Origin of the sequence: Actinokineospora sp. PR83 (assembly GCF_021056305.1) — a bacterium.
Taxonomy (GTDB): Bacteria; Actinomycetota; Actinomycetes; order Mycobacteriales; family Pseudonocardiaceae; genus Actinokineospora; species Actinokineospora spheciospongiae.
Genome location: NZ_JAJCXD010000051.1, coordinates 1 through 21,125 on the forward strand (window position 1 = coordinate 1; position 21,125 = coordinate 21,125).

A 21,125-nucleotide genomic window follows, 5' to 3' on the forward strand; every position below is an offset into this window, starting at 1 on the left:
CCGCGTCCTCGGCGGGCGGGCGCGCGGGCCCGTCCGGCTTGCGCGGGGGGTGCGCGCCGCGGGGGCGCGCGGGCCGCGCGGGGCCGCCCTTCGCCGGACCCCCGGTCCTGGGGCGGTATGGACGTTTGCCTGGCTGGGTCACGTCAGCCGTTCTCCTGCCTCGATACGGGTGCCGCGGGCCCAGTCGGTGGCCTGCATCCGCTTCTTGCCCTGTGCCTGGACCTCGCCGAGGCGCACCGGCCAGGTGGCCGTGCCGACGAGGACGCGCTTGCGCTCGACGAGCAGTTCGCCGGGTTTGAGTTCGGTCTCCACCGCGTCGCGGGTGACCGGGCCGAGCTTGACCCGCTCGCCGCGGAACTCCGCCCAGGCACCCGGTTCCGGGGTGACCGAGCGGACCAGCCGGTCGACGGCCATGCCGGGCAGCGCGAAGTCGACCTTCGCGTCCTCGACGGTGATCTTGGGGGCGTGGCTGACGCCGTCCGCGGGCTGCTCCACCGCGGTCAGCGAGCCGTCCTCGATGCCGTCCAGGGTGGCCAGCAGCAGCCCGGCGCCGGACTCGGCGAGCCGGTCGAGCAGCACGCCCGCGGTGTCGTCGGGGCGGACCGGGTCGGTCAGCACGCCGAAGACGGGGCCCGCGTCCAACTCCTTGACGATGCGGAAGGTGCTGGCGCCCGCGAACTCGTCGCCGGAGCGCACGGTCGCCTGCACCGGGGCCGCGCCGCGCCAGGCGGGCAGCACCGAGAAGTGCAGGTTGATCCAGCCGTGCACCGGGATGTCCAGCGCAGACTGCGGCAGCAGCGCGCCGTAGGCCACCACCGGGCAGGCGTCGGGCGCGATCTCGCGCAGCCGCGCCTGGAACACCGGGTCGGACGCCTTCGCCGGGGTCAGCACCTCGATGCCGTGCTCGTCGGCCAGGGCGCCGACCGGGGAGCGGTGCAGGGTCCGCCCGCGGCCCGACGGCGCGTCCGGGCGGGTCACCACGGCGGCGACCTCGTGCCGGTCGGACCCGATCAGGGCGCGCAGCGACGGCAGCGCCACCTCGGGTGTGCCCGCGAACACCAGCCGCATCAGCGGGCCCCGAACAGCGGGTGCGGGCTCTGCTTGAGGGTGGGGACCGAGCCGTCGAACCAGTCGGCCCGGCGGATCTCCTTCATCGCCTGCTTGCGGGTGGTCTCGTCGAGGCGGTCGAGGAACAGCACGCCGTCGAGGTGGTCGGTCTCGTGCTGGATGCAGCGGGCCAGCAGGTCGCTGCCCTGCACCTCCACCGGCTCGCCGTGCATGTTCCACCCGCGCGCGACCACGTTCTTCTTCCGGACGCAGTCCCAGTACAGGCCGGGGATGGACAGGCAGCCCTCCTGGCCGTCCTGCTCCTCGTCGTCCAGCGCCGTCCACACCGGGTTGACCAGGTGGCCCTCGGCCTCGCCGCAGTGGTAGGTGAACACCCGCAACCCCACGCCGAGCTGCGGCGCGGCCAGCCCGGCGCCGCCCTGCTGCTCCATGGTGTCCCACAGGTCGCGGACGAGGTTGTGCAGCTCGCGGTCGAAGTCGACCACCTCGGCGGCCGGGGTGCGCAGCACCGGGTCACCGAAGTACCGGATCTGCTGGACGGTCACGGGACTCCCTCACTCACTGCTCGCGGGCGGTCGGTCCAGTCTATGCCGCCCCCGGCGCGGCTCCGGAGCCGCGCCCGCACGGGCGGGTCCGCCAGGCCGTGGAGCCCGGGGTCTTGGTGGGTGCCCGGGTGGATCTGCTCAGCCGTGGCTGGGTTTGAAAGCGCCGGGATTTTGTGGGCGTGCCCGGGTGGGTGGATGTGCTTGGGCGGGGCCCCTACGCCGATCATGTGCCCGGTGTGACCGAGTGGGGCGAAAAGAGTGCCCCACTGCCCGGACAGGCTTGCACATGATCGCCTCCCCCACCCAAGCACATCCACCCACCCGGGCATCTCCGTAGCCGGGCCGGCGGTTCGTTGGGTGGCTGGCTTTCGCTGCGCCGGTGGGGTTCGCGGTGCCGGGCTGGCGGTTGGTGGGGTGGTCGGTTGGGCTGCTGCGCCGGTGGGGTTCGGTGTGGCCGGGGGTTGGTGGGTGGCTGAGCGGCTTTGCGGACAGGAGCTAGATGAGGTCGAGCGGGTCGAGCTGGACGCGCAGGGGGTCGGGGTCCTTGCGGGTGGCGCGCAGGCTCTGCGCCGTGGTCAGCGCGTCGGCCAGGGCCTTGCCCTCGGCGCGGGAGACCCGGACCAGGGCCCGTTCGCGGGGGGTGGGTGAGTCCGGGTCGCCGAGGGGGACCGGGCCGAGGACCTCGCCGGTGGGGGGCAGGGCCAGGTCGTCCAGGAGGCGGGCGACGGCGTCGGGGGCGCCGTCGACCGAGGCCATCCGGACGGCGGGTGGGAAGCCGAGTTCGGTGCGGGCGGCCAGTTCCACGCCCGCGTACCAGGCCGGGTCCCAGCGGACCAGGGCCTGCACCGGGGCGATGGACGAGTCGGCCAGCACCACCACCCGACCGCCGTCCGCGGCCGGGCGGACCAGGGCGGCGGCGGTCATCCACCGCCGCAGCGCCTCCTCGGCCGCCCGCAGGTCGGCGCGGTTGAGCATCGCCCAGCCGTCGAGCAGCAGGGCGGCGCCGTACCCCTTGGGGGACAGCGGTTCCGCGCCGGGGGTGGCCACCACCAGCGCCGGTCGGTCATCCACAGTGGACAGGACGTCGCGGGCGCCCGAGGTGCGGACCGGGAAGCCGGAGAACGCGCGGCCCAGCTCCTCCGCCGTGCGCTTCGCGCCGACCACGACCGCGCGCAGCCGCCGGGAGGCGCACGCCGGGCAGCGGTAGTTGGCCTCCGCCGCGGCGCACCAGCGGCAGGCCGGGGGGCCGGTGTCGGGCACGTGCAGGGGGCCCGCGCAGCGGCGGCAGCGGGCCGGGGCGCGGCAGTCCTGGCAGGTCAGCGCGGGCACGTAGCCCCGGCGCGGGACCTGGACCAGGACCGGGTACCCGGCCTGCAACGAGGCGCGGGCCGCGTCGAAGGCGACCGTGGGGATGCGCGCGGTGCGGGCGGCGGGGTCGCGGGCGAGCTGGCTGTCGTGCTCGCCCAGCGCGGTGACCCTGGGCGCGGCGGCGCGGACCCGCTCGCGGGTGGCGGCGACCTCGGCGGCCCAGCCGGAGTCGAGGAGCAGCTGCGCCTCGGCGGTGCGGGCGAACCCGGCCACCAGCACCCCGGCCCCGCACAGCCGGGCCCGGGTGATCAGCACGTCGCGCCCGTGCGGGTAGGGGGCGCGCTGGTCGGCGTGCTGGTCGTCGCCGTCGTCCCACACCACCAGTACCCCGGGGTCGACCACCGGCGCGTACGCCGCGGCCCGGGTGCCCACCACGACCCGGGCGCTGCCGCGGCGCACGGCCAACCAGGCGCGGTACCGCTTGGCTGGCCCGAGGTCGGCCGACAGCGCGACCGCCGCGGCCTCCCCCACCAGCGCCACGCACGCCGCGTGCACCCGCGCCACGTCCCGGTGGTCGGGCACGACGACGACCGCGCCCCGGCCCGCCGCGGCGGCGGTGGCGGCGACCTCGGCGAGCCGGGCGGGCCAGTCCTCCCCCGGCAGCGCCTGCCACACCGCGTGCGCCTGCTTGCCCGCGTGCACCGCGTCGAGGAACGCCGGGCCGCGGCGGTACTCGCCCCAGGCGGTGGCCGCCGGGCGGGGCGGGACCGGCGACGGCCCTGGCGGCTCCTCGGCCTCGACCCTGGCGTGCCGCGGCGGGACGGCGAAGCGCAGCACGTCGGTGAGGGTGCCGCTGTAGCGGTCGGCCACGGCCCGGCACAGCCGCGCCACCTCGGGGGCGAGCACCGGTTCCGGCGACACCACCCGCTCCAGGAACTGCAGCCTGCCCCGGTGCTCGGCCTCGGCCACCCGCTCCAGCAGGTAGCCGTCGACCGGCTTGCCCGCGAAGCGGACCCGCACCCGGGCGCCGGGCACCGCGTCGGCGTCGGACTTCGCGGGCACCAGGTACTCGTAGGGGCGGTCGAGGTGGGCCAGCGGCACGTCCACGCAGACCCGCGCCACGGGCAGCTCGGCGGCGGGCGACGGGACGCCCCTGGCCGGTTTCGCCGCCGGTGCCGGGGGTTCCGCGGGCACCTCGAACAACGCGTTCGCGCTCGCGTCGGAGGTGGCCATGACCGGTTGGTCTACCAGACCCGACCGACGGTCAGTCGGCTCGGGGGTCGCGCCGGGGCTCGCGTTCCGGCTCGGCCCCCGGGTCGGCGTCGAGGTAGTAGGACACGTACAGCTCGGCGATCTCCGCGCGGTCGCGGCGGGCGGATTCCTCGCGGATGCGGCGGTTGAGGCCGGGCGGGAAGCCGTGCTTGACCAGCCGCCGCTCGCACGCGTCCTCCAGGAACGACAGCGAGAAGTACAGCCCGGTGACGTAGGCCAGCGCGACCATGGAGAAGCGCAGCGAGGACGGGCCGGGGACCAGGAGCAGCAGCCAGAACGGCAGGAACAGCACCAGGACCCTGGCGAAGTGCCGCAACACCCAGGTCCGGCAGGTCAGGTCCCACAGCACCCACGGCCGGTTGCGCGCGGGCAGCGTGCCGCCCACGGCGTACCACAGCCAGCGCAGCGGGTCGGGGCGGCGGAACCGGACCGGTCCGGCCGCGGTGCTCGGCTCACCCATGGCGCAATCCTCCTCCTCGCCCGCAGATCGCACCGGACAACCCCAGACCGGGCAGAGCCGCACCGCACTCAGCACACAGCACGGGCCGCCACCGGAGTACCCGGTGGCGGCCCGTGGCGAACGCGGCGGATCAGCCCGCGGCGAGCTTCTTGAGCTGCTCGGCGCGGTCGGTGTTCTCCCAGGGGAGGTCGAGGTCGGTGCGGCCGAAGTGGCCGTACGCGGCGGTCGGGGCGTAGATCGGGCGCAGCAGGTCCAGGTCGCGGATGATCGCGGCCGGGCGCAGGTCGAACACCTCGGCGATGGCCGCGCGGATCTTCTCCGGGGCCACCTTCTCGGTGCCGAAGGTCTCCACGAACAGGCCCACCGGGGCGGCCTTGCCGATCGCGTACGCGATCTGCACCTCGACGCGGTCGGCGAGACCGGCGGCGACGGTGTTCTTGGCGACCCAGCGCATGGCGTAGGCGGCCGAGCGGTCGACCTTCGACGGGTCCTTGCCGGAGAAGGCGCCGCCGCCGTGGCGGGCCATGCCGCCGTAGGTGTCGACGATGATCTTGCGGCCGGTCAGGCCCGCGTCACCCATCGGACCGCCGATGACGAAGCGGCCGGTCGGGTTCACCAGCAGCCGGACGTTCGAGGTGTCCAGCTCCAGGTCGGCGATCTCGGGCAGCACGACCTGCTCGCGCACGTCAACGCCGAGCAGCTTCTCCAGGTCGACGCCCTCGGCGTGCTGGGAGGACACCACCACGGTGTCCAGGCGGATCGCCCGGTCGCCGTCGTACTCGATGGTGACCTGGGTCTTGCCGTCCGGGCGCAGGTACGGCAGCACGCCGTCCTTGCGGACCTTGGTCAGCCGCCGCGACAGCCGGTGCGCCAGCGCGATCGGCAGCGGCATCAGCTCCGGGGTGTCGGTGCAGGCGTAGCCGAACATCAGGCCCTGGTCGCCCGCGCCCTGCTTGTCGATCTCGTCCGAGGCGTTCTCGACGCGGGTCTCGTGCGCGGTGTCGACGCCCTGGGCGATGTCCGGGGACTGCGCGCCGATGGCGATGTTGACGCCGCAGGAGTTGCCGTCGAAGCCCTTGGCCGAGGAGTCGTAGCCGATCTCCAGGATCTTGCCCCGGACGATGGCGGGGATGTCGACGTACGCCGAGGTGGTGACCTCACCGGCGACGTGCACCTGGCCGGTGGTCACCAGGGTCTCCACGGCGACCCGGGAGCGGGGGTCCTCGGTCAGCAGGGCGTCGAGGATGGAGTCGCTGATCGCGTCGCAGATCTTGTCCGGGTGCCCCTCGGTGACCGACTCCGAGGTGAACAGCCGCAGGCCGTTGTTCTCACTCACGCCATATCCCCACTCAAGTTCCGATTGTTCCGTCAGGTTTGTTGTGGCTCAGCCTGGCGTATCCCCGCAACGCACGCGCAAGTGACTGACCGCGTCCCACACTTCGGTCGCCAGCTTCGCCTTCGACCCCAGTTCTATCGGACTTTCCGTGCCGTCGGCACCCAAAAGCCAGCCCGCGTTGTCCTCGGTCTCGAACGCCTTGCCCTCGCCGACCGCGTTGACCACCAACAGGTCGCACCCCTTGCGGGCCAGCTTGGCGCGGGCGAGGTCCAGCACGTCGGCGCCGTCCGGGCCGCCGCTGCCGGTCTCAGCGGCGAAACCGACGATCACCTGTCGCGAACCCGCCACCCCGCGCCGGGTCTCGACCAGCTCGGCGAGCACGTCGGGGTTGCGGGTCAGGGCGATCGGGTCGGGGTCGCGGTCGGATTTCTTGATCTTGAAGTCGGCCCGGTCGACCGGGCGGAAATCGGCCACCGCGGCGGCCATCACCACCACGTCGGCGCTCTCGGCGGCCAGGTGCACCGCCTCGCGCAGTTGCGCGGCGGTGCCCACGTGCACGACCTCGACGCCCGCGGGTTCGGGCAGCGCCTGGGTGTGCGCGGAGACCAGGGTGACCCGGGCGCCGCGCTGGGCGGCGGTGCGGGCCAGCGCGTAGCCCTGCTTGCCCGAGGAGCGGTTGCCCAGCCAGCGCACCGGGTCCAGCGGTTCGCGCGTGCCGCCCGCGGAGACGACCACGTGCAGGCCGTCGAGGTCGCGCGGCAGCGCGTCCGGGCGGGCCAGCAGCAGCCGGGCCAGGTCGACGATCTCGGCCGGGTCGGGCAGCCTGCCCTTGCCGGTGTCCTTGCCGGTGAGCCTGCCGCTGGCGGGTTCGACGACGACCGTGCCGCGCGAGCGCAGCGTGGCCACGTTGGCCCGGGTGGCCGCGTGCTCCCACATCTCGGTGTGCATCGCGGGCACCAGCAGCACCGGGCAGCGCGCGGTGAGCAGGGTGTTGGTGAGCAGGTCGTCGGCGAGGCCGTGCGCCGCCTTGGCCAGCAGGTCGGCCGTCGTCGGCACGACCAGCACCAGGTCGGCCTCCTGGCCCAACCGCACGTGCGGCACCTCGGGCACGTCGGCGAACACACCGGTGTGCACCTTGTTGCCCGACAGCGCCTCGAACGTCGCCGCGCCGACGAAGCGCAGGGCCGCCTCGGTGGGCACGACGCGCACGTCGTGCCCACTCTCGGTCAGCCCGCGCAGGACCTCGCACGCCTTGTACGCGGCGATACCGCCGCCGACGCCAAGGACGACACGGGGCCGGAGGGTCACTCGCCCTCGGTGTGCTCGAGCAGGCCCGCGTGGATCTCGCGCAGGGCGATGGACAGCGGCTTCTCCCGCGGACCCGGCTCCACCAGCGGGCCGACGTACTCCAGCAGGCCCTCGCCGAGCTGGGCGTAGTAGTCGTTGATCTGGCGGGCGCGCTTGGCGGCGTAGATCACCAGCGCGTACTTCGAGCTGACCTTCTCGAGCAGGTCGTCGATCGGGGGGTTGGTGATGCCCTCGAGAACGGTCGACGGCTCGCCCAGGGGGCCCAGCTCTGTAGGGGTGATCACTCGCAACGCTCCGCACCTTGTTTGGTTGAGTCTGTGAGTACCCAGGTTAGCAACTCGCGGGCCGCGACCTTCACGTCGCTGTTCACCACGACCGCGTCGAACTCGGATTCGGCGGCCAGCTCGTCCTTGGCGACGGCCAGCCGCTTGGCGATCAGCGCCTCGTCCTCGGTGCCGCGACCGACCAGCCGGGTGACCAGGGTCTCCCAGGACGGGGGCACCAGCATGACGAGCTGGGCCTCCGGCATGGCCACCCGCACCTGGCGGGCGCCCTGCAGTTCGATCTCCAGCACCGCGGGCTGACCCGCCGCCAGCGCGGCCTCGACCGCGGCGCGCGGGGTGCCGTAGTGGTTGCCCGCGTACTCGGCGTGCTCCAGCAGCTCACCGGCCGCGGCGAGCCGGTCGAACTCGGCCTTGTCGATGAAGTGGTAGTGCTTGCCGTCCACCTCGCCGGGCCGGGGCTTGCGCGTCGTCACCGAGACGCTGAAGTAGACCTGCGGGTGCAGCGCGCGCAGCTCGGCGACCACGCTCGACTTGCCCACGCCCGAGGGCCCGGACACAACAGTGAGCCGAGGCCGGGTGTTGCCCGGCCTCGGCTCAGAGCCTGTTGAGCGGCTCACTCACTCGCCGCTGAACTCGGCCAGCAAGGCCTTGCGCTGGCGGTCACCGAGGCCGCGAAGACGACGGCTCGGCGCGATCTCGAGGCGCTCGATGATCTGCTGGGCCCGCACCTTGCCGACGCCCGGCAGGGCCTCCAGCAGTGCGGTGACCTTCATCTTGCCCAGGACCTCGTCGTTGTCGGACTGAGTCAGCACCTCCTTGAGGGTGGTGCCACCTCGCTTCAGACGCTCCTTGAGTTCGGCTCGCGCACGACGGGCGGCAGCCGCCTTCTCCAGCGCTGCGGCCCGCTGCTCCTCGGTCAGCTGGGGAAGGGCCACGATTTCCTCCGTGGGGGTGGGATTTCTTCCGGATCGGTGCCGCGACGTTACCGACCCCTGGCCTGCGAGGACAACGCGGGTCGCCCTGTGCGGACCGTGACCGGAGCCCAGAAGTTGATCAACGAACAGTGACGTCGAGGCTGTGACCTGCGACGATCATAGCGCGCCGAACCCGGTTCCGGCGGTGACGGAGCGCGCTCGGGTGACTGCGGGGGGCGAAAGTGTCGCGGGCGCCACTATCCGCAGGCCCCCGGGCACACCCGGTCAGCCCAACCCCTGCGACCTGCGACAACGCTGTGTGGGCGTGCGGAAGCCCCGGAAGGTCGGGGAAAGGACCTTCCGGGGCAACTCGGACACGGCGAGCGGGACTTCCCGCGGACGTCGCGAAATCGCGCCTGGGATCAGCCCGCGGCGGCCACCAGGGAGTCGCGGACGCGCAGGGCAGCGTCGCGCAGGGCCGGGACACCCGGCCCGTGCCGGAGGATGTCGCGCGAGCTGGCGGGCAGCACGTGCGGCAGCGCGGCCCCGAAGACGGCCCGCAAGTCGGCCGGGCCCGCGCCCTGGGCCCCCAGGCCGGGGGCCAGGACCGGGCCGTTGAGCGCGGAGAGGTCCAGACCGCTGTCGCCGACGGTCGCGCCCACGACCAGGCCGACCGAGCCGAGCGGGTCGGCCCCGGCGTTGCGGGCGGCGGCGGCGTCGACGACGGCCTGCGCGACCGTGCGCCCGCCCCCGTCCACCGCGCGCTGCACCGACGCGCCCTCGCTGTTGGAGGTCCGCGCCAGCACGAACACGCCCCGACCGGTCTCGGCGGCCAGGTCCAGCGCCGGGTCGAGCGAGCCGAAGCCCAGGAACGGCGACAGCGTGACCGCGTCGGCCGCCAGCGGCGAGCCGTCGGCGAGGTAGGCCTGGGCGTAGGCGGCCATGGTGGAGCCGATGTCGCCGCGCTTGACGTCGAGCAGCACCAGCGCGCCCGCCGCCCGCGACTCGGCGATCACCCGCTCCAGCACCGCCACGCCCTTGGAGCCGTGCGCCTCGAAGAACGCCGACTGCGGCTTGAGCACGGCCACCACCCCGGCCAGCGCCTCCACGCAGGTCAGCGCGAACCGCTCCAGGCCAGCGGCGTCGCGCGGCAGGCCCCAGGCGTCGAGCAGCCCGGGGTGCGGGTCGATGCCCGCGCACAGCGGACCCCGGGCGGCCGTGGCCCCGGTCAGCCGGGCGCCGAAGTGCTGCCCGCTCACCGCTGCGCCATTTCCGCGCGCAGGGCGGCCTGCAACTCCTGCAGCGGTCGCACGCCGATGTCGTCGCGGATGAGCGCCTCGATGCCGTGCACCGCCGCCGCCGCGCCCTGGATGGTGGTGACGCACGGGATGTCGCGCGACACCGCGGCCGTGCGGATCTCGTAGCCGTCCACCCTCGGCCCGTGGTTGCCGTACGGGGTGTTGATGACCATGTCCACCTCGCCCGCGCGGATCAGGTCGACGATGTTGTCCGGGCCCTCGAAGTGCTTGCGCACCTCCGTGCACGGGATCCCGTTGCGGCGCAGCACCTGCGCGGTGCCCGAGGTCGCCAGGATCTCGAAGCCCAGGTCCGCCAACCGCTTCACCGGGAACACGATCGCCCGCTTGTCCCGGTTGGCCACCGACACGAACGCCTTGCCCGAGGTGGGCAGCGAACCGTAGGAGGCGGTCTGGGACTTGGCGAACGCCTTGCCGAAGGAGGCGTCGATGCCCATGACCTCGCCGGTGGACTTCATCTCCGGGCTCAGCAGCGAGTCGATGCCGTGGCCCTCCTTGGTGCGGAACCGGTGGAACGGCAGCACGGCCTCCTTGACCGCCACCGGCGCCCCCTCTGGCAGCTCCGCGCCGTCGCCCTCGGCGTTGAGCAGGCCCTCGGCGCGCAGGTCGGCGATGGTGGCGCCGAGCATGATCCGGGCGGCGGCCTTGGCCAGCGGCGCGGCCGTCGCCTTGGACACGAACGGCACCGTGCGGCTGGCCCGCGGGTTCGCCTCCAGCACGTAGAGCACGTCGTCCTTGAGCGCGTACTGCACGTTGAGCAGGCCGCGGACGCCGACGCCGTGCGCGATGGCCTCGGTGGAGCGGCGGACCGCCTCCAGGTCGGCGCGGCCCAGGGTGATCGGCGGCAGCGCGCAGGCCGAGTCGCCGGAGTGGATCCCGGCCTCCTCGATGTGCTCCATGACCCCGCCGAGGTAGACCTCGGTGCCGTCGCAGAGCGCGTCCACGTCGATCTCGATGGCGTCGTCGAGGAACCGGTCGACCAGCACCGGGTGCTCCGGGGAGACCTCGGTGGCGCGCTCGATGTACCCGGCCAGCGACTGCTCGTCGTAGACGATCTCCATGCCGCGCCCGCCGAGCACGTAGGAGGGCCGGACCAGCACCGGGTAGCCGATCTCGTCGGCGATCCGCTTGGCGCCGGGGAAGGAGGTGGCGGTGCCGTACTTGGGCGCGGGCAGGCCCGCGTCGGTCAGCACCTGGCCGAACGCGCCCCGGTCCTCGGCCAGGTGGATGGCCTCCGGCGGGGTGCCCACGATCGGCACGCCCGCGTCGGCCAGCCGCTGCGCCAGCCCCAGCGGCGTCTGCCCGCCGAGCTGCACGACCACGCCCGCGACGGTGCCGGACTGCCGCTCGGAGTGCACGACCTCCAGCACGTCCTCGAAGGTGAGCGGCTCGAAGTAGAGCCGGTCGGAGGTGTCGTAGTCGGTGGAGACGGTCTCCGGGTTGCAGTTGACCATCACCGTCTCGTACCCGGCCTCGCGCAGCGCCATGGCCGCGTGCACGCACGAGTAGTCGAACTCGATGCCCTGCCCGATGCGGTTCGGCCCGGAGCCCAGGATCAGCACCTTGGGCCGGTCGGGCTGCGGGGCGACCTCCGACTCGGCCTCGGGGTCAAGCTCGTAGGCGGAGTAGTGGTACGGGGTGGTGGCGGCGAACTCGGCCGCGCAGGTGTCGACGGTCTTGTAGACCGGGCGCACGCCCAGCCGGTGGCGCAGCGTGCGCACGCCGTCCTCGCCCGCCAGCTCCGGGCGCAGCGCGGCGACCTGGCGGTCGGAGAAGCCCGAGCGCTTGGCCCGGCGCAGCAGGGTCCCGTCGAGCACGGGGGCGTCGGCGATCTCGTCGCGCAGCTCGATCAGCGCGGCGACCTGGTCGAGGAACCACGGGTCGATGCCGGATGCCTCGTGCACCTGCTCGACGCTCGCGCCCAGGCGCAGCGCGCGCTCCACGGTGTAGAGGCGGCCGTCGTGCGCGGTGCGCAGGGCGTCCAGTGTGGACTCGACGGTGGCGCCGTCCGGGTCGGGGGTGGTCCAGAACCCGGCGGCCTTGGTCTCCATCGAGCGCAGCGCCTTGCCCAGCGCCTCGGGGAAGTTGCGGCCGATGGACATCGCCTCGCCGACCGACTTCATGGTCGTGGTCAGCGTGGTGTCGGCGCCGGGGAACTTCTCGAAGGCGAACCGCGGCACCTTGACCACCACGTAGTCGAGCGTGGGCTCGAACGAGGCGGGGGTCTCGCCGGTGATGTCGTTGGTGATCTCGTCGAGGGTGTAGCCGATGGCCAGCTTGGCGGCGATCTTGGCGATCGGGAAGCCGGTGGCCTTCGACGCCAGCGCCGAGGACCGCGACACCCGCGGGTTCATCTCGATGACGACCATCCGGCCGTTGGCCGGGTTGATCGCGAACTGGATGTTACAGCCGCCGGTGTCCACGCCCACCGCGCGCAGCACGTCGATGCCGACGTCGCGCATGTGCTGGTACTCGCGGTCGGTCAGGGTCATCGCCGGGGCCACGGTCACCGAGTCGCCGGTGTGCACGCCCATCGGGTCGATGTTCTCGATGGAGCAGATGACGACGACGTTGTCGTGCTTGTCGCGCATCAGCTCCAGCTCGTACTCCTTCCAGCCGAGCACGCTCTCCTCGATCAGCACCTCGGTCACCGGGGACTCGGTGAGCCCGGTCGAGGCGAGCCGCTCCAGGTCCTCGGGCGTGTGCGCCATGCCGGAACCGAGGCCGCCCATGGTGAACGACGGCCGGATGACCACCGGCAGGCCCAGCTCGGCGACGGTCTCGCGGACCTCCTCCATCGAGTGGCAGACCCGGCTGCGCGGGGTCTCGGCGCCGATGTCGGCGACGATGTCCTTGAACTTCTGCCGGTCCTCGCCGCGCTGGATGGCGTCGATGTCCGCGCCGATCAGCTCCACGCCGTACTTCTGCAACACCCCGCGATCGTGCAGCGCGACCGCGGTGTTGAGCGCGGTCTGCCCGCCCAGGGTGGCCAGGATGGCGTCGGGGCGCTCGGCCGCGATCACCTTCTCCACGAACTCCGGGGTGATCGGCTCGATGTAGGTGGCGTCGGCGAACTCCGGGTCGGTCATGATCGTCGCCGGGTTGGAGTTCACCAGGCTGACCCGCAGGCCCTCCTCGCGCAGCACCCGGCACGCCTGGGTGCCGGAGTAGTCGAACTCGCACGCCTGGCCGATGACGATCGGGCCGGAGCCGATCACCAGCACGTGCTTGATGTCCTCGCGCTTGGCCATCAGCGGTTGCCCTCCATCAGGTCTGCGAACCGGTCGAACAGGTCCGCCGCGTCGTGCGGGCCCGCGGCGGCCTCGGGGTGGTACTGCACGGAGAAGGCGGGCACGTCGAGCGCGCGCACGCCCTCCACGCAGCCGTCGTTGGGGCAGTAGTGGCTGACCTCGGCGGCGCCGAACGGGGTGTCGAACGGCTTGCCGACCTCGCCCCGGATGGCGAACCCGTGGTTCTGCGAGGTGATCGCCACCGAGCCGGTCGCCACGTCGATCACCGGGATGTTGACCCCGCGGTGGCCGTAGCGCAGCTTGTAGGTGTCCAGGCCCAGGGCGCGGCCCAGGATCTGGTTGCCGAAGCAGATGCCGAACAGCGGGATCCGCCGCTCCAGCACCGCCCTGGTCAGCGCCACCGGGTGGTCGGCGGTGGCCGGGTCGCCGGGGCCGTTGGACAGGAACACCCCGTCGGCCTCGACGGCGAGCAGGTCGTCCAGGCTCGTCGTCGACGGCAGCACGTGCGTCTCGATCCCGCGCGCGGCCAGCATCCGGGGGGTGTTGGACTTGATGCCCAGGTCCAGCGCGGCCACCCGGAAGCGGCGCTCGCCCTCGGCCGGGACCACGTAGCTCGCGGCGGTGGTGACCTCGTCGGCCAGCGCGGCGCCGACCATCCCCTGGGCCTCGCGCACCCTGGCGACCATCGCGTCCCTCTCGCGCAGCGCCTCGCCGGAGAACACCCCGGCGCGCATGGCGCCGCGCTCGCGTAGGTGCCGGGTCAGCGACCGGGTGTCGACGCCGCTGATGCCGACCACCCCGCCGTCGACCAGCGCGTCGTCCAGGGTCTTGGTGGACCGCCAGTTCGACGGGGTGCGGGCGGGGTCGCGCACGACGTAGCCGGACACCCAGATGCGGGAGGACTCGTCGTCCTCGTCGTTCCAGCCGGTGTTGCCGATCTGCGGGGCGGTCTGCACCACGATCTGCCGGTGGTAGGACGGGTCGGTCAGGGTCTCCTGGTAGCCGGTCATGGCGGTGCAGAACACCACCTCGCCGAAGCTCTCGCCGGTGGCGCCGTAGGACTCGCCGGGGAAGACGCGCCCGTCCTCCAGCACCAGCGCGGCGGGGGCGCGGTCGGAAATCTTGGTCAGCCGGGTTTCACTCACCGTTTGCCACCTCCGGGTTCAGCGCGCCGATGGCGGGCACCCACGTGTCGTAGTCGTCCTTGTCGTCGGCTCGGAAGCCGGTGTCGAACTCGTGCTCGCCGACCGCCCAGCGGACCACCAGCAGGCCACCGCCGCCCATCACCTTCCCGGCGATCCCGGCCTCGGTGCGCGCGGCGCGCACCGACTCCGCCGGGATCCAGACCGGGGTGGCGCCGGTGCGGTCGAACAGCAGGCCGTTCGGCAGCAGGTGGGCGGTCGCGTCGGCGCGGAAGCCGACGTCACCGACGGCCACCCGGTCCTGCCAGCTCCGGTCGGTGACCGTGCTGGCGTAGACGCCGGTGCTCGGCGGCAGCAGTGGTTCGGTCTTGCCCCCGCGAACCTGTTCCAGCAGCCCCTGGGGGACAGCCGGGAAAGCGGGCAGGTCGGCCTGGCGCTTGCGCCGGTTGCGGTAGCCCCACCACATCAGGGCGACCAGCAGCGCGAACACGGCCAGGAACAGCAGGGTCAGGCCCAGGCGGTTCACTTCGCGGCCTTCCCGTCTCGGGCGGTGAGGGCACCGCGCAGCACCGTGGCGACCACCGTGCCGGGCAGCTCCATGCCCTCGTAGGGGGTGTTGGCGGCGACGCTGGCGAGGTCCGCGCCGCGCACGGTCCAGCGGCCCGCCGGGTCGACCAGGGTCAGCGTCGCGGGCTCGCCAACGGCGATCGGCCTGCCCTGGTCGGGCAGCCCGGCGATCTCCGCCGGGCGCTCGCTCATGACCCGCGCGACGCCGCGCCAGTCGAGCAGGCCGGGGTCGACCATGGTCTGTACCACGATCGGCAGCGCGGTCTGCAACCCGAGCATCCCGGGCCGGGCGGCGGACCACTCGCAGTCCTTGTCCTGGCTCGCGTGCGGGGCGTGGTCGGTGGCCACGCAGTCCACCGTGCCGTCGGCGAGGGCGGCGCGCAGCGCGGCGGCGTCGGTCGCGGTGCGCAGCGGCGGGTTGACCTTGTTCACCGGGTCGTAGGTGCTCAGCCGCGAGTCGTCGAGCAGCAGGTGGTGCGGGGTGACCTCGGCGGAGACCCTGGTGCCCCGGCCCTTGGCCCAGCGCAGCACCTCGGCGGTGCCCGCGGTGGAGACGTGGCAGACGTGCAGCCGGGCCCCCACGTGCCGGGCCAGCAGGCAGTCGCGGGCCACGATCGACTCCTCGGCCACCGCGGGCCAGCCCGCCAGGCCCAGGCGCGCGGCCAGCTCGCCCTCGTGCGCCTGGGCGCCGACGGTCAGCCGCGGCTCCTCGGCGTGCTGGGCGATGACCGCGTCGAGGGCCTTGGTGTACTCCAGCGCCCGGCGCATGATCAGCGGGTCGGCCACGCACAGGCCGTCGTCGGAGAAGATCCGCACGCCCGCCGCGGACCGGGCCATCGTGCCCAGCTCGGCGAGCCGCTCCCCCTTGAGCCCGACGGTGACCGCGCCGACCGGGTGCACGTCGACCAGCCCGACCTCCCGGCCGCGCCGCCACACGTGCTCGACCACCACGGCGTTGTCGGCCACCGGGTCGGTGTTGGCCATGGCGAACACGGCGGTGTACCCGCCCAGCGCGGCGGCCCGGGAGCCGGTCTCGATGGTCTCGGTGTCCTCGCGGCCGGGTTCGCGCAGGTGCGTGTGCAGGTCGACGAACCCGGGCAGGGCGACCAGCCCGCCCGCGTCCAGCACCTCGGTGCCTGCGTCGGTGTAGGCGTCGGCGTCGACCCGGTCGGCGATCTCCCGGATCACGCCGTCGCGCACCAGGACGTCGACCGGGCCGCCCTCGCCGTACGGCGTGGCGCCGCGGATGAGCAGCGTGGTCATGACCCGTCCTCTTCTCCGGCGAGCAGGTGGTAGAGCACGGCCATCCGGACGTGCACGCCGTTGGTCACCTGCTGGGTGATGGCCGCGCGCGGGGAGTCCGCCACCGCGGCCGAGATCTCCATGCCGCGCAGCATCGGCCCCGGGTGCAGCACCGGCGCGTGCTCCGGCAGCAGCCGCAGCCGGTTCTCGCTGAGCCCGTAGGCGATCGCGTATTCGCGCGCCGACGGGAAGAAGCCGCCGTGCATCCGCTCGGCCTGCACCCGCAGCATCATCACCGCGTCCAGCGTCGGCAGCTCCGGGTCCAGCTCGTGGCTGACCACCAGCGACCCGGCGCCGCCCACCGACCAGTCGGCGACGCCCGTCGGCAGCAGGGTCGGCGGCGCGATCAGCACGACCTCGGCGCCCAGCGTCGTCAGCAGGTGCACGTTGGAGCGGGCGACCCGGCTGTGCAGCACGTCGCCGACCACGCCGATCCGCCTGCCCTCGACGTCTCCGAGCCGGTCGCGCAGGGTCGCGGCGTCGAGCAGGGCCTGGGTGGGGTGCTCGTGGGTGCCGTCGCCCGCGTTCACCACGCTGGTCCCGGCCTCGGTCAGCCAGCCCGCCAGCCGGTGCGCGGCCCCGGAGGCCGGGTGCCGCACGATCACGCAGTCGGCGCCCGCGGCGGCCAGGGTCAGCGCGGTGTCGCGCAGCGACTCGCCCTTGCCGACCGAGGACCCGCCCGCGGAGACGTTCACCACATCGGCGCTCATCCACTTCCCGGCAATCTCGAAGGAGACCCGGGTTCGGGTGGAGTTCTCGTAGAACATGGTGATCACCGTGCGGCCGCGCAGCGTCGGCAGCTTGCGCACCTCGCGGCCCAGCAGGGTCCGCTTGAGGCCGTCGGAGGTGTCGAGCACGGCCAGCGCGGTGTCGCGGTCGAGGCCGTCGGTGCCCAGCAGGTGCTTCACCCGGACCCCTCCTCCCGGTGCAGCAGCACGCCGTCGCGGTCGTCGGTCTCGGTCAGCAGGACGTGGACCTCCTCGGTGCGCGCGGTGGGCACGTTCTTGCCCACGTAGTCCGCGCGGATCGGCAGCTCGCGGTGCCCCCGGTCGACCAGCACGGCGAGCTGCACCGCCCGCGGTCGGCCCCCGGCGTCGCGCAGCGCGTCGAGCGCCGCGCGGATGGTCCGCCCGGAGAACAGCACGTCGTCGACCAGCACGACCAGGGCGTTGTCGATCCCGCCCTCCGGCAGCGCGGTCTCGCCGAGCGGGCGGGTCGGGCGCCTGCGCAGGTCGTCGCGGTAGAGGGTGATGTCGAGGGTGCCGGTGGGCACGGTCACACCGGAGAACTCGGCGATCCGGGCGGCGAGCCTGGCGGCCAGCGGGGCGCCCCGCGTGGGGATGCCCAGCAGCACGACCGGCGGTGCGCCGGAAGCACCCAGCGACGTCTTCTCGATGACCTGATGGGCCATTCGGGCGATGGTGCGCGCGACGTCGCCCGCCGTCAGCAGCTCGCGCTGCCCGGCCGGTTCCGGCGCGCCACGGTCTCGCGGCGGCACGGTGGACTCCTTCCCCGCCTCACCGGACGGGTCCTTAAAGGATGTCGGTCGATCCCCTGACCAGGGGTCGTGGCGACCGTATCAGGCTCCGGCAGGGGTTCGAAGGGGTGGTCCGTGTGGGCTGGACGACGCCCAGTCGCCGGATTGGCTTGACCTCCTGGCAACTCTGGGTAACCATTACTCTGCGTGTTGAGGTGAAGATCCCCGCGTCGGTCGATAGCGCCGACGGGGCGAAGGAAATGGAGAACCGCCGTATGGGCGACTACGCCAAGGCGCTGGGAGCCAAGCTCCGTGCCATCCGCCAGCAGCAGGGGCTGTCGTTGCACGGCGTCGAGCAGAAGTCGGGCGGCCGCTGGAAGGCAGTCGTGGTCGGCTCCTACGAGCGCGGCGACCGGGCGGTGACCGTGCAGAAGCTGGCCGAGCTGGCGGACTTCTACGGCGTGCCCGTGGTGGAACTGCTGCCCGAGGGCCGGGTGCCCTCCGGTGCCGAACCGGCCACCAAGATCGTGATCAACCTGGAGCGGCTGCAACAGCTGCCCGCGGAGAAGGTGGGCCCGCTGGCCCGCTACGCGGCGACCATCCAGAGCCAGCGCGGCGACTACAACGGCAAGGTGCTGTCCATCCGCACCGAGGACCTGCGGTCGCTGGCGATCATCTACGACATGACCCCCGGCGAGCTGACCGAGCAGCTCATCGACTGGGGGGTGCTTCCTCCCGAGGCACGCCCCTCGAAAGAGGACTAGGGTCGACGGAGGGACGCCACACGCGCAGACGGGGATGCTGCGCGTGGGGCGTCTTCGCCGTTCGACGGCCTCTGTCCGATGGCCTCGTCCGGTGGCCTACAGGGTGGCGCGGAGCCGGTCGGCGATGCCCGCGATCCGACCGAGCACCCCGTTGACGAACCGGGGCGAGTCGTCGGTCGACAGCGACTTCGCGAGCTGCACGGCCTCGTCGATGGCCACCGCATCGGGCACGTCGGTGGCCCAGAGCAGTTCGTAGAGGCCCAGCCGCAGCACCGCGAGGTCGACGGCGGGCATCCGGGCCAGCGACCAGCCCTCGGCGTGCTCGGTGAGCAGCTCGTCGATCCGCGCCTGGTGCGCGGTCACGCCCTCGACCAGGGTGACGGTGTAGTCGTTGACCGGCGGCACGTCCGGGGAGCCGACCCGGTCGGCCATGATCGTGACCGGGTCGGCCTTGCGCACCGCGGCCTCGAAGAGCAGGTCGACGGCGCGCTTGCGGGCCTTGCTGCGAGCACCCACGTCAGCTGTTGACGCGGCCGAGGTAGCGCCCGTCGCGGGTGTCGACCTTGACCTTCTCGCCGGTGGTGACGAACAGCGGCACCTGGATCTCCGCGCCGGTCTCCAGCTTGGCGGGCTTGGTGCCGCCGGTGGAGCGGTCGCCCTGCAGGCCGGGGTCGGTGTGCTCGATGACCAGCTCGACCGAGGTGGGCAGCTCGATGAACAGCGGCACGCCCTCGTGCGAGGACACCACCGCGGTCCCGTTCTCCAGCAGGAACCGCGCCTGCTCGGCGACGACCTCGGCGGCGATGGAGATCTGCTCGAAGGTGTCGCCGTCCATGAAGACGAACTCGGACCCGTCGTTGTAGAGGTAGGTCATCTCCCGGCGGTCCACGGTGGCCGTGTCGACCTTGACCCCGGCGTTGAAGGTCTTGTCGACGACCTTGCCGGTCATGACGTGCTTGAGCTTGGTCCGGACGAACGCGGGACCCTTGCCGGGCTTGACGTGCTGGAACTCGGTGACGGTCCAGAGCTGGCCCTCGAGGTTGAGCACCAGGCCGTTCTTCAGGTCGTTGGTCGAGGCCACTTGCTTCCGATCTCCTGTTATCCGCGCGCGTTGATGGTCGCTGTCTAGACGACCATGAGCTGCTTGGTGGTCAGCGTGAGGAGTTCGGGACCGGCGTCCCGCACGACGAGCGTGTCCTCGATGCGGACCCCGCCCTTGCCGGACACGTACACACCCGGTTCGACGGTGACCGCCATTCCGGCGGAAAGTGTACCCACCGAGGTCTTGGCCAGGCTCGGCGCCTCATGGACCTGCAACCCCACGCCGTGCCCGAGCCCGTGCAGGAACTCCTCCCCGCGCCCCGCGTCCTCGATCACACCCCGGGACGCCCGGTCGACGTCCCGGGTGGGCACCCCCGGGGCGAGCGCGGCGACCCCGGCGGCCTGCGACCGGGCGACGAGGTCGTAGAGGTCGCGCTGCCAGTCGGCGGCCCGGGTGAGCACCAGGGTGCGGGTCATGTCGGAGTGGTAGCCCTCGACGAGGGCCCCGAAGTCGAGCTTGAGGAAGTCCCCGGCCGCCAGGACGGCGTCGGTGGGCCGGTGGTGCGGGATCGCGGAGTGCGCCCCGGTGGCCACGATCGACTCGAAGGACGGTCCCTCCGCGCCGTGGTCGCGCATCCGGTTCTCCAGGTCGCGGGCCACCTCCTTCTCCGAGCGCCCGACGAGACCGCCCGCCTCGACGAGGTCGACGAGGGCGTTGTCGGCGGCGGCGCAGGCCCGGCGCAGGGCGTCCACCTCGGTCTCGTCCTTGACCAGCCGCAACCCCTCGACCAGGTTCGGCGCCCTGGTCAGCGTGGCCCGCGTGGCGGCGGCGAGGGCGTCGTGGCCGTCGACGGTCACGTGCTGGCTCTCGAAGCCGACGGCACCGGATGCCTTGTCGGCCAGGGCGAGGGCGCTGGCGCGGTCGATCACCGTGGCGAGGTCGGGCACCTGGGACGCGGACTGCTCGGTGTAGCGGCCGTCGGTGCAGAAGAGGGTCGTCTCCTCCGAATGGGTGACCAGGAGGGCGGCGTTGGAGCCGGTGAAACCGGTCAGGTACCGGATGTTGAGCAGGTCGGTGACCAGCAGCCCGTCCAGGCCACGGTCACTGAGTTCCTTCCGGAGGGCGTCCCGCCGCCGCGCGTGCACAGCCATGGGGAGAGCTTAGGACGAGCCGGGTGGGGTGCGGAGTGGCCGCGGTGCGTGGGGTGGCCTGTCCGCGGGCGCGCCGATGGGGTGCGGTGGGGCGGGCCTGCGCGCTGGCATCCGGCGCGGCGGCGGGCTTACGCTGCGGCAATGCGTCTGTGGGTGGTGCGCGGGGCGGTGCTGGCCGTTGTCCACGCCGTCGTGGCTGTGGTGGTGGCCGCGGTGAAGGCGGGGAACCCGACCGGCCAGTCGGTGGTGGAGGCGATCTCGCTCGGGGGCTTGGTGGGCGTCGCCGCCGTGTGGGCCGCCGTCGACGGGTGGCGGCAGGTGCCGGAGCGGGGGATGGCCTGGGTGCTCGCCGCACTGGTCGCGGGTGTGGGGTCGGCGGTCCTCCAGGTGATCGGGCGGGGGATCTTCGTCGACCAGACCGGGGTCAGCGCACTGGGTGGGGCGTTGACCGGTGGCGCGGCGTTCACCGCGCTGCTGGTGCTGCTCCCGGCCGGGCTGGGCTTGGTGGTCGGCCCACGCCTGGACCCGGACCGACCGCACGAGGACGAAGACGAGCCCGTGCGCGCGAAACCGTCACCCCGGCCCCGCGGCTGACACCCACCCGGAACGCGTCCGGCC

General features: G+C 73.2%; 21 protein-coding genes. 2 read left to right on the forward strand and 19 right to left on the reverse strand.

Annotation, left to right across the window (positions count from 1 at the left end):
* Window positions 1-138: 138 nt before the first annotated feature.
* From fmt to pyrR, 16 genes are all read right to left on the reverse strand, one after another.
* Window positions 139-1,068, reverse strand: a complete 930-nt coding sequence (gene fmt, locus L6E12_RS18325) for a methionyl-tRNA formyltransferase (protein ID WP_236229146.1) — start codon at window positions 1,066-1,068, stop codon at window positions 139-141.
* Entirely contained in the window at window positions 1,068-1,613 is a 546-nt protein-coding gene (gene def, locus L6E12_RS18330; RefSeq protein ID WP_236229147.1) for a peptide deformylase, read from the reverse strand. Before def ends, fmt begins: the two co-directional genes overlap by 1 nt.
* Before the next feature lie 495 nt (window positions 1,614-2,108).
* On the reverse strand, window positions 2,109-4,154 hold the full coding sequence (locus L6E12_RS18335; RefSeq protein ID WP_236229148.1) for a primosomal protein N': 2,046 nt from the start codon (window positions 4,152-4,154) through the stop codon (window positions 2,109-2,111).
* A gap of 31 nt (window positions 4,155-4,185) precedes the next feature.
* Entirely contained in the window at window positions 4,186-4,653 is a 468-nt protein-coding gene (locus L6E12_RS18340) for a DUF5313 family protein (protein ID WP_236229149.1), read from the reverse strand.
* Between the two features lie 130 nt (window positions 4,654-4,783).
* Window positions 4,784-5,989: a methionine adenosyltransferase gene (gene metK / locus L6E12_RS18345; protein ID WP_236229150.1), complete on the reverse strand. Its 1,206-nt coding sequence runs from the start codon at window positions 5,987-5,989 to the stop codon at window positions 4,784-4,786.
* Between the two features lie 48 nt (window positions 5,990-6,037).
* A complete protein-coding gene (gene coaBC, locus L6E12_RS18350; RefSeq protein ID WP_236229151.1) occupies window positions 6,038-7,297 on the reverse strand; it encodes a bifunctional phosphopantothenoylcysteine decarboxylase/phosphopantothenate--cysteine ligase CoaBC in 1,260 nt (419 codons plus the stop codon).
* Entirely contained in the window at window positions 7,294-7,578 is a 285-nt protein-coding gene (gene rpoZ, locus L6E12_RS18355) for a DNA-directed RNA polymerase subunit omega (protein WP_035281060.1), read from the reverse strand. Before rpoZ ends, coaBC begins: the two co-directional genes overlap by 4 nt.
* On the reverse strand, window positions 7,578-8,138 hold the full coding sequence (gene gmk / locus L6E12_RS18360) for a guanylate kinase (RefSeq protein ID WP_374201904.1): 561 nt from the start codon (window positions 8,136-8,138) through the stop codon (window positions 7,578-7,580). Before gmk ends, rpoZ begins: the two co-directional genes overlap by 1 nt.
* A 60-nt stretch (window positions 8,139-8,198) precedes the next feature.
* On the reverse strand, window positions 8,199-8,516 hold the full coding sequence (mihF, locus tag L6E12_RS18365) for an integration host factor, actinobacterial type (RefSeq protein ID WP_035280954.1): 318 nt from the start codon (window positions 8,514-8,516) through the stop codon (window positions 8,199-8,201).
* Between the two features lie 401 nt (window positions 8,517-8,917).
* Window positions 8,918-9,754: an orotidine-5'-phosphate decarboxylase gene (gene pyrF, locus L6E12_RS18370; protein WP_236229153.1), complete on the reverse strand. Its 837-nt coding sequence runs from the start codon at window positions 9,752-9,754 to the stop codon at window positions 8,918-8,920.
* A complete protein-coding gene (gene carB, locus L6E12_RS18375) occupies window positions 9,751-13,062 on the reverse strand; it encodes a carbamoyl-phosphate synthase large subunit (protein ID WP_236229154.1) in 3,312 nt (1,103 codons plus the stop codon). The genes pyrF and carB overlap by 4 nt, the downstream gene beginning before the upstream one ends.
* Entirely contained in the window at window positions 13,062-14,207 is a 1,146-nt protein-coding gene (gene carA, locus L6E12_RS18380) for a glutamine-hydrolyzing carbamoyl-phosphate synthase small subunit (protein ID WP_236229155.1), read from the reverse strand. Before carA ends, carB begins: the two co-directional genes overlap by 1 nt.
* Entirely contained in the window at window positions 14,200-14,730 is a 531-nt protein-coding gene (locus L6E12_RS18385) for a transporter (RefSeq protein WP_236229156.1), read from the reverse strand. The genes carA and L6E12_RS18385 overlap by 8 nt, the downstream gene beginning before the upstream one ends.
* Complete coding sequence (locus L6E12_RS18390; RefSeq protein ID WP_236229157.1) at window positions 14,727-16,034, reverse strand: dihydroorotase; 1,308 nt, start codon at window positions 16,032-16,034, stop codon at window positions 14,727-14,729. Before L6E12_RS18390 ends, L6E12_RS18385 begins: the two co-directional genes overlap by 4 nt.
* Window positions 16,031-16,981 (reverse strand): aspartate carbamoyltransferase catalytic subunit, encoded by a 951-nt coding sequence (locus L6E12_RS18395; RefSeq protein ID WP_236229158.1) that lies wholly within the window; start codon window positions 16,979-16,981, stop codon window positions 16,031-16,033. The genes L6E12_RS18390 and L6E12_RS18395 overlap by 4 nt, the downstream gene beginning before the upstream one ends.
* Window positions 16,978-17,571, reverse strand: coding sequence for a bifunctional pyr operon transcriptional regulator/uracil phosphoribosyltransferase PyrR (gene pyrR / locus L6E12_RS18400; protein ID WP_308074970.1), 594 nt, complete (start codon window positions 17,569-17,571; stop codon window positions 16,978-16,980). The genes L6E12_RS18395 and pyrR overlap by 4 nt, the downstream gene beginning before the upstream one ends.
* Window positions 17,572-17,825: 254 nt before the next feature.
* Between pyrR and L6E12_RS18405 the strand changes: the two genes are divergently transcribed.
* On the forward strand, window positions 17,826-18,314 hold the full coding sequence (locus L6E12_RS18405) for a transcriptional regulator (RefSeq protein ID WP_018686187.1): 489 nt from the start codon (window positions 17,826-17,828) through the stop codon (window positions 18,312-18,314).
* 96 nt (window positions 18,315-18,410) lie between these two features.
* Here L6E12_RS18405 and nusB read toward each other — a convergent pair whose 3' ends face one another.
* Genes nusB through L6E12_RS18420 form a run of 3 tightly spaced genes read right to left on the reverse strand, consistent with a single transcriptional unit; the run spans window position 18,411 to window position 20,507 of the window.
* On the reverse strand, window positions 18,411-18,830 hold the full coding sequence (gene nusB / locus L6E12_RS18410) for a transcription antitermination factor NusB (RefSeq protein WP_035280937.1): 420 nt from the start codon (window positions 18,828-18,830) through the stop codon (window positions 18,411-18,413).
* A 1-nt stretch (window position 18,831) separates the two neighbouring features.
* The gene (gene efp / locus L6E12_RS18415; RefSeq protein ID WP_236229159.1) at window positions 18,832-19,395 is read right to left on the reverse strand and encodes an elongation factor P; all 564 of its coding nucleotides are present in this window, start codon (window positions 19,393-19,395) and stop codon (window positions 18,832-18,834) included.
* Window positions 19,396-19,439: 44 nt separating this feature from the next.
* Window positions 19,440-20,507, reverse strand: a complete 1,068-nt coding sequence (locus tag L6E12_RS18420; RefSeq protein ID WP_236229160.1) for a Xaa-Pro peptidase family protein — start codon at window positions 20,505-20,507, stop codon at window positions 19,440-19,442.
* 141 nt (window positions 20,508-20,648) lie between these two features.
* On the opposite strand from L6E12_RS18420, the gene L6E12_RS18425 reads away from it, so the two are divergent.
* Entirely contained in the window at window positions 20,649-21,101 is a 453-nt protein-coding gene (locus L6E12_RS18425; protein WP_236229161.1) for a B-4DMT family transporter, read from the forward strand.
* Window positions 21,102-21,125: the final 24 nt, after the last annotated feature.

Coding starts and splice junctions, on each gene's coding strand:
- fmt (WP_236229146.1), bottom strand. CDS start 1,068: ATGCGGCTGGTGTTCGCGGGCACACCCGAGGTGGCGCTGCCGTCGCTG.
- L6E12_RS18390 (WP_236229157.1), bottom strand. CDS start 16,034: ATGACCACGCTGCTCATCCGCGGCGCCACGCCGTACGGCGAGGGCGGC.
- L6E12_RS18420 (WP_236229160.1), bottom strand. CDS start 20,507: ATGGCTGTGCACGCGCGGCGGCGGGACGCCCTCCGGAAGGAACTCAGT.
- carB (WP_236229154.1), bottom strand. CDS start 13,062: ATGGCCAAGCGCGAGGACATCAAGCACGTGCTGGTGATCGGCTCCGGC.
- L6E12_RS18405 (WP_018686187.1), top strand. CDS start 17,826: ATGGGCGACTACGCCAAGGCGCTGGGAGCCAAGCTCCGTGCCATCCGC.
- L6E12_RS18335 (WP_236229148.1), bottom strand. CDS start 4,154: ATGGCCACCTCCGACGCGAGCGCGAACGCGTTGTTCGAGGTGCCCGCG.
- L6E12_RS18425 (WP_236229161.1), top strand. CDS start 20,649: ATGCGTCTGTGGGTGGTGCGCGGGGCGGTGCTGGCCGTTGTCCACGCC.
- L6E12_RS18340 (WP_236229149.1), bottom strand. CDS start 4,653: ATGGGTGAGCCGAGCACCGCGGCCGGACCGGTCCGGTTCCGCCGCCCC.